The following is a 7291-nucleotide window of genomic DNA, read 5'->3' as shown; positions in this document are numbered from 1 at the left end:
GCCGTCACCGCACCCATCCATTGCGGCAGGTCGATGGGATCGACCAGGCTGATGCCATGATGGCCGGCGAGTTCGGCCACCTCGCGATGCGCGGGAATGTCGGAGGCGATCACCGGCACGCCGAGGGCATTGGCTTCGAGGATCGGCAGTCCGAAACCCTCCACCAGTGATGGCTGAACCATGCCGTGTGCGCCGGCGATCAGGCAGGCGACGGCGGCGTCGCTGAGGTCGGCCACTTCCACGACATGGCGGGCCAGCGGGGCGGCGTGGGTCAACAGGTCCAGGACCTGGTCGACCTTCCAGCCCCGCCGTCCTACCAGCACCAGGCGCGGACAGGCCGCGCCGAGCTTCTCGGCAAGACGGCGCCAAAGCAGCAGCAGCAAGGCGTGATTCTTGCGCGCCTCGATGGTGCCGAGGCAGACGAAATAAGGAATCTGAGAAGAAGGCGGGCGCAGGGCGGTGCGCGTGAGGAATTCGTTTTCGACGGCCAACGGCACCACCACCACGCGCGGCGCGGCAGGCCGGCGCTCGCCGCGCGGAATGGCCGTCGCCAGCCAGGCCATGAAGCGGTCGCGTGAATAGGCCGAGTTGGCGATGATCAGGTCGGCATGCTGCAGCAGGGAGAGCATGCGGCGGTGATGTTTGGCCGCCTCGCCTTCGCGGCAGAATTCCGGAAAGTCGACCGGAATGAGGTCGTGCAGCATGGCGACGATGCGTGCCCCGCGCCGCTTCATCTCCTGAATCTTGAGAGTGTTCTCCAGGCCCGAATGAGAGGTATTGAGATACACCGATCCGCGCAGATTGAGAGGCAGGTCGCGGGTGCCGAAGACCTGCCGCATGCCGGTGAGCGCCACCCGGGCGGCGGAAGGTTCGGTCCGGTTGGTTTCGGCCAGGCGCCGGCAGCCGCGTTCGGAGGCCCACACCGGCGTGGCGAGATAATCGGTCAGATCGGTGTAGATGCGATCCTTTTCGACATCGGATCCCTGCCAGGCCGAAGATTCCGGGGAAGGGAGAAGCTTGTCGACGCGCCGCAAACCGTTGAAGCCCGGCATCTTGGCGACGAAGGAAACGTCCCCGGCCATGTCGGGCAGGAGCCGGATATAGGCGGCATCGACCCGATCGATGCCGGTGGGCGTGGTGCGGATGAGCCGGCGCAGATGCCGCGATACGTCAAAAAGAAACTGCATTGCGGGGCCACCAGCGTATGATTCGGCGCAAGGGGTTGGTTCTGCCGGCGGGAGCCTGGCGCGCTGCGCTCAGCCAGCTCACCGCATCTTCGGCCTCCATCGGCAGCCCTCGGACTGGGTGCAGATAGCTCGGATAAAGGATGAGGGCGGCAGCCACCAATTCATCGAGCGTGCGGCGGCGCGTGCGGCGGGAAATGGCGACGCGGTCGGTCGTCAGGCCCCAGCCGGCGAAGAAGGGGGCTCCGTGGCAGATGACGGGCTTGTTTCGCAGCAAGGCTTCGAACCCTGCCAGCGAGGTGCGTACATGCACTTCGTCGGCAAAGTCGATCCAGGCCGCGGCATCCCCCGACACCGCCAGATGATCGGCCAGGGCGCCGGCGGCAGTCGGGTCGCTCAAGCCGGGCCGTTTGCCGGCCACCAGATCGGGATGCTCCTTGAAAATGACGAAGGCGTCGGGGCATTCGCGGCGGACGGCCCGGAGAAATTCGAGATTGCTGGCATGGCTGGGCAGGCCGAGCCTGAGGGATTGGTCATCGGGCACCTGCCCGGCCACCAGTACGCGCCGGCGCCCCCTTGCCTGCCGATGGAGCTCGTGGGGCACATCGCTGCGCAGATTATATTTGGTCAGCCCGGCCTGCAGGATCGCCTGCCGCAGCCGCGCGGCGCGCTCGGTGAGTTCGACGGGAAAAGTGCCGGTCTCCAGAAGGGTCTCGAGATCGCTGGCGGTGGTGGCATCATAATAGATACCGCTCGCATCGAAGCACAGCGAGATCGGGACGGTGCCGGGAAAGCCGAGTCCGACCGATCTGAGGAAGCCGTCCTCGACCGCGATCGCCGCAGCCCCGTTAGCGGAAGACCGTGGCAGGCCCCAGCTGAGCTGACGTGCCTTTCCGGATGCCGTGGCGTTGAAGCGAAGGGTGGCGCCCGGAGCGGCGCAATAGCGCCGGAGTATCGGCCGCTTGTGCAGCTTGATGGCGACGGCCTCGGTTTCCCCGCGCCAGCGCCCGGCATGGGCACGCCAGCCCTGCAGCCTTGCGATCGCCTGTTCGGGGTCGGTGGCGCGGCCGGTGATCGGATCGGCGTAGAGCGGGTAGCGGATCAGGGCGGCGTCGACGAGGTCGACGATGTCGAGCTGGTTCCCGGCCCGCGCCTGGCGGCGCACCAGGGCTTCGCGTGCGCCGGGCAGCACCGGCCGGTCCTCGCTCAATCCCCACCCCGCATAGAAGGGCACGCCATAGCACCGCACCGGCAATCCACGCAGAAGTGCGTCGAAGCCGAGCTGGCTCGACACGGTCCAGACCTCGTCCACTTCATCGAGCACAGCGTGGGGGGAAACGGCATCGTCAAGCCGGCGCAGATGGGAGGCAGCCGGGAGGCCGGCGAAGCTGCCCTGGGCCCGGCCCGCCATCACATCCGGATGCGAGCGGATGATGATCTGGGCGTCCTGCAAGGCGAGGGCATCGGCCAGCATGGCGGCAAAGCTCGTCCCGTCGGCGCAGGCGCCGGCGATCGACAGGTCGCCCGCGACCTGCTCCACCAGCAGGATGCGGCGGTTCCCGCGCGGCCCGAGCCCCAATGGCCTGTCGGGCAGATGGTTATATTTGGTCAGCCGATGATGCACGATCTTGTCGCGCAGGGCTGTGGCGCGTGGCCGGGTCTCGCGAAAATTCCCCAGCGCCAGTTCGTGCTCGAGCCGCGATTTCGTGCGGGCGTCGTAATAGACGCCGAGGTCGTCCATCACCACCGAAACGGCCGCCGCCCCGGTCTTGCCGAGGCCGACAGAGCGCAGGAAGCCGTCCTCCAGGGTGAAAAAGGGGCGAGCCAGCCGGGCAGCCGCATGCCTGGCCCAACGGGCCGGCAGCTTGCGGCCCCAGCCGGCGACGGCATCCACCCTGCGTCCCGCCCGCTCCAAGGCCACCAGCCGATACTCCGGCAGCAACTCGCCGAGATCCGGGAAACGCAGCAGGGTGACCAGGGGCAGGCCGATAACGCTGCCAGGACGTGGCAACCAGGACCGGTCCATCAGCATGACCCTGGAAAGGCAGTGGCGGGCACGGCGTGCAGGGTGCCCAAGATGCCCATGACGGAAGGCGGCTTCGGGGATGGTTGCAGGGGCCCCTGCATCAGGTGGCGCATGACCGGGATCGATGACCTGAATCTGAAAGACGTGACCGCTTGCCGTTCCCAGCGGAATAGAGCTGCACGGGCCTGCGCAAACGCCGCCGGCAAAGAGGCGTGTCCTACTACTAAAGGAGTAATCTTTGTATCTTCAGCAGGCTTTGAGCCTTTACGGTTCTCAGTCGAGATGTCTCTCTGGGGAGTTCGAGCGAAAACTTCGCTGTCGATTGTCAGTATATTATAAGAATACCTTTTTTTGCTCTTGAAGAAAGTGGAAAAAATCAGGTGGCAAATTAAGGAAAATTTCTCACAAGAGAATCTAATGTGTAGATTTCGTGACGGGATGGCTGCCAGGAACGGCGCAATTTCTGTTGCATTATCACGGAAAGTTTGCAAATTGGCGCGGGCTGCCATGCAGCCTCCTTCGGTTGGCACTGCCAGAGCCCTCCGCCAATCCCTATGGCTCCTACTTACCTTTCGGGAGACCGAAACGGAAGCGAAAATATGGGAGCGACGGAAAGCGGGACTGCGAGGTCGCCCGAGCGAATGAGGTCTCCATGGTGGGTTGGATGGAAGTCGATTCGGGTTTGAAGTTGTGACGTTCATTTCATCGGCGCCGGCGAGAAAAGCTCGAAGGGGCCTGATGTTTGGGCAAATGTTACCTCCTTCTGAACAGAGATCTTTACCACAAAAAGCATCAAGGCTTGTTCCAGTCCGTCAGTGATGGGAAAAAAGATAGGGTGCCGTTGAAAAGCGAGTGATGTCGAAGTGTTGCGTATTCCAATCATTCTCCTGATCACCGCCAGCCTTGCGGCTTGTTCCAGCTTGCCGAATGCTGGCCCCACGGCCAAAACCATTCTGAGCCGTCAGCAGAATGGCGGTGCGCAGTCGCGCGGCGTCGCCAGTCCCTATTCCATCTTCGACGTCAATGCCGGGACGGTTGCCGTACTGTCGCGGCATCGCCCGACCGGTTTCCTCGGCAGTTTCGCGGCAGGCGGCCCGCCGTCGAGCGGGACGCTGGGCATCGGCGACATGGTGTCGGTCTCCATCTTCGAGGCGAGCTCGGGCGGCTTGTTCGGCACCTCCGACGCTACCGGCAGTGCCGGCAGCAAGAGCGTGCAGTTGCCGCCCCAGCAGATCGATCGCGGCGGGCGCATCAACGTGCCCTATGCCGGCAGCGTCGTCGCCGCTGGCCGTACGCCGGCCCAGGTCGGCCAAGCCATCGTCAGCGCCTTGTCCTCCAAGGCGATCGAGCCGCAGGTGCTGGTCACCCTTACCCAGAATGCCGCCAATCTCGTCACTGTCTCCGGCGAAGTCGGCCAGGGCGGCCGCTTCCCCCTCGCCGTCAAGGGCACGCGCGTGCTGGATGCGATCGCCCTCGCCGGCGGTCCGCGGGCGGCAGCCCACGATCTCTTCGTCCGCTTGACGCGCGGTACGCGCACGGGCGTGGAAAGCTTGACCTCCCTGGTCTCCAATCCGCGCGAAAACATCTATATGCGTGCGGATGACCAGCTTTTCATCTATCGCGAGCCGCGCACCTTCACGGTGCTCGGCGCCACCGGCAAGAACGACACCATCGAGTTCACGAGCGACAGGGTCACCCTCGCCGAAGCCATCGGCAAGTCGGGCGGACTGAATGATTCGCGTTCGGACGCCAGCGGTGTCTTCGTGTTCCGCTACGAGGATGCAGCTGCCTATCGCGAACTCAGGGGCGGCGCGGCATCCGGTGGCTATCGGTCGGGCAGCGTACCCGTCGTCTATCGCCTCGACATGAAGAATCCGGGTTCCTTCCTGTGGTCGCAGCGCTTCCTGATGCGCAACAAGGACGTGCTCTACATCTCCAACGCACCGTCGACCGATCTCGCCAAGTTCCTGCAGATGATCGGCGGGGGCGTGGGCATCGTCAGTGCCGGTGCCAATCTCTCGACGATCGGGCGCTGAGCCCAAGCTCTCGAACGGCTTTTCTTCAACGCGCCTCGCCCGAAAGGGCGGGGCGCGTTTGTTTTGGAGGCGGAGGCTGGCCTAGCTGCCTTCCTTCCTGGATAAGCCCAGTTACATATTCAAAATTACCTTGAGTAATAGTAGTATTATATTACTGAAATCCTCAATTCTATCAGAGAAACTATCGTTGCCGATACGGTCGAGGAAGAGCTCTGCCTTATGTAGGTATTTGAAATTGAATAACTTTTTTGAGAATTGAAGCCTCGTCGCTGCACGATGGAGGCGGCGGGCGGGTGTCTTGGGGAGGTATTATCAGGAGATTAGCCTTATCTTTGCCTCGTTCTTCTGGAATGTCGGTTGCCAGTTACGAAGGTATCGGTATTTATGCTGACGAACCCTTGCGAAGGTGACGTTGCGTGAGTCGAAGCTACCGCGAGGCTTGAACTTTCCTGGAGGTGGTTTGTGGCGTCCGAGCTCATGGCATTCAAGCGCGAAGCGTCCAGTCCGATTCGTCCCCTGATCATGTGCGGCGGCTCCGGTACCCGGCTCTGGCCGGCTTCCCGCTGCAACCGTCCCAAACAGTTCCTGCCCCTTTTCGGCGCTCTCTCGACCTTTCAGGAAGCTCTGCGCCGAGTTGCGGATACAAGCCTGTTCGGGCGCCCCGTCATCGTCACCAACAAGGACCATCGCTTTCTGGTCGCCGACCAGCTGGAGGCGCTCGGTATCGAGGCCGATGTTCTGCTGGAGCCGGAAGCGCGTGACTCCGGCCCGGCCATCCTCGCCGGTGCGCGCCATATCGCCGATCAGGACGGTGAAACGGCCCTGGTGCTTGCCCTGGCTGCCGATCACATGGTGCGGGATGTCGAGGGCTTCCAGCAGGCATGCAGGCAAGCCGGCACTGTGGCCCGGGCTGGCCACATCGTCACCTTCGGCATCGAGCCGACAGGCCCTGCCACCGGCTATGGCTATATCGAGCCGGGTGAGGAGATCGTCGCTGGCGGACGGCACGTGGTCCGCTTTGTCGAGAAGCCGGATGCCGCGACGGCGGAACGCTATGTCGGCGAGGGCTTTTTGTGGAACTCGGGCAATTTCCTGTTCCAGGCGGGCGTGATGCTCGCTGACTATGCGATGCACGACCCTGAGACGGCTGACGCGGTGGGCGAGGCCGTCGCCACGGCGCAGAGCGATCTCGGTTTCCTGCGCCTCGATGCAACTGCTTTCGCGCGCGCCGAGGCCCGCTCCATCGACTATGCGGTGATGGAGCGTACGGCGCGCGCGGCCGTGGTGGCTGCGACCTTCGACTGGTCGGATGTCGGCTCCTGGAGTGCCGTGCGTGATCTCTACGCCCTGGACGAGGCGGGTAATGCCGCCCGTGGCCAGGCGGCCTTCGTCGATGCCCGTGCCAATTTCGTCTCCACGGATGGCCGGCTGGTCGCCATTGCCGGTTTCGACGACGTCGCCGTTATCGTCACGCCCGATGCCGTCCTGGTCGCCCGCCGCGACGATGCAGCCGGCGTCAAGGCGCTGGTCGAACAGCTCAAGGCGAGCCACCGCCTCCTGACACAGGAGCACCGGCAATCCTTCCGCCCCTGGGGCAGCTATCGCTCGCTGGATTTGAGCGAACGGCACCAGGTCAAGTCCATCGTGGTCAAACCGGGCGGGCGCCTGTCATTGCAGAAGCATCATCACCGTTCCGAGCACTGGATCGTGGTGCGTGGTACCGCTCTCGTCACCATCGGTAGTGAGGTCAAGTCGGTGCATGAGAATGAATCCGTCTATATCCCGATCGGTGCAGTACATCGCATGGAGAACCCCGGCAAGATCGATCTGGAAATCATCGAAGTGCAGACCGGCGGCTATCTTGGCGAGGATGACATCATCCGCATCGAGGACATCTACAATCGCGAGGCGTCATGAGAGCGATCTTGTCCGTCGATCCGGCAAACGGGCAAGTCCGTGGATACAATGCAAGAGGTAGTTGGCGATGGGAGAGGTTGCAATATCGGAAAGTGACTGTCTTGCCCGCTACATCACCTGCCTGCCGA

Annotated in this window: 5 protein-coding genes; 2 read left to right on the top strand and 3 right to left on the bottom strand. The window is 63.4% G+C overall.

All coding sequences use genetic code 11. The features are described 5' to 3' along the window. The 3 genes from ACTJKX_RS31165 to ACTJKX_RS31155 all read right to left on the bottom strand — a co-directional run. Nucleotides 1-1187, bottom strand: a 1187-nt coding sequence (locus ACTJKX_RS31165) for a glycosyltransferase family 4 protein (RefSeq protein WP_440727642.1), incomplete at its 3' end; no start/stop codon positions are given. Beyond that, nucleotides 1171-3210, bottom strand: a complete 2040-nt coding sequence (locus tag ACTJKX_RS31160) for a capsular polysaccharide biosynthesis protein (RefSeq protein WP_440727641.1) — start codon at nucleotides 3208-3210, stop codon at nucleotides 1171-1173. The genes ACTJKX_RS31160 and ACTJKX_RS31165, both read right to left, overlap by 17 nt. Beyond that, nucleotides 3210-3719: a hypothetical protein gene (locus ACTJKX_RS31155; protein ID WP_440727640.1), complete on the bottom strand. Its 510-nt coding sequence runs from the start codon at nucleotides 3717-3719 to the stop codon at nucleotides 3210-3212. The genes ACTJKX_RS31160 and ACTJKX_RS31155 overlap by 1 nt, the downstream gene beginning before the upstream one ends. A 354-nt stretch (nucleotides 3720-4073) precedes the next feature. Here ACTJKX_RS31155 and ACTJKX_RS31150 point away from each other — a divergent pair, with 354 nt between their 5' ends. Both ACTJKX_RS31150 and ACTJKX_RS31145 read left to right on the top strand, forming a co-directional pair. After that, entirely contained in the window at nucleotides 4074-5246 is a 1173-nt protein-coding gene (locus tag ACTJKX_RS31150; protein ID WP_440727639.1) for a polysaccharide biosynthesis/export family protein, read from the top strand. A 477-nt stretch (nucleotides 5247-5723) separates the two neighbouring features. After that, a complete protein-coding gene (locus ACTJKX_RS31145; RefSeq protein WP_440727643.1) occupies nucleotides 5724-7163 on the top strand; it encodes a mannose-1-phosphate guanylyltransferase/mannose-6-phosphate isomerase in 1440 nt (479 codons plus the stop codon). The last annotated feature ends 128 nt before the right edge of the window (nucleotides 7164-7291 follow it).

It is taken from the genome of Labrys sp. 22185, assembly GCF_052045555.1.
Taxonomy (GTDB): domain Bacteria; phylum Pseudomonadota; class Alphaproteobacteria; order Rhizobiales; family Labraceae; genus Labrys; species Labrys neptuniae.
Note: the sequence above shows the minus strand (reverse complement) of the source record. Positions and strands in the feature narration are given on the sequence as shown.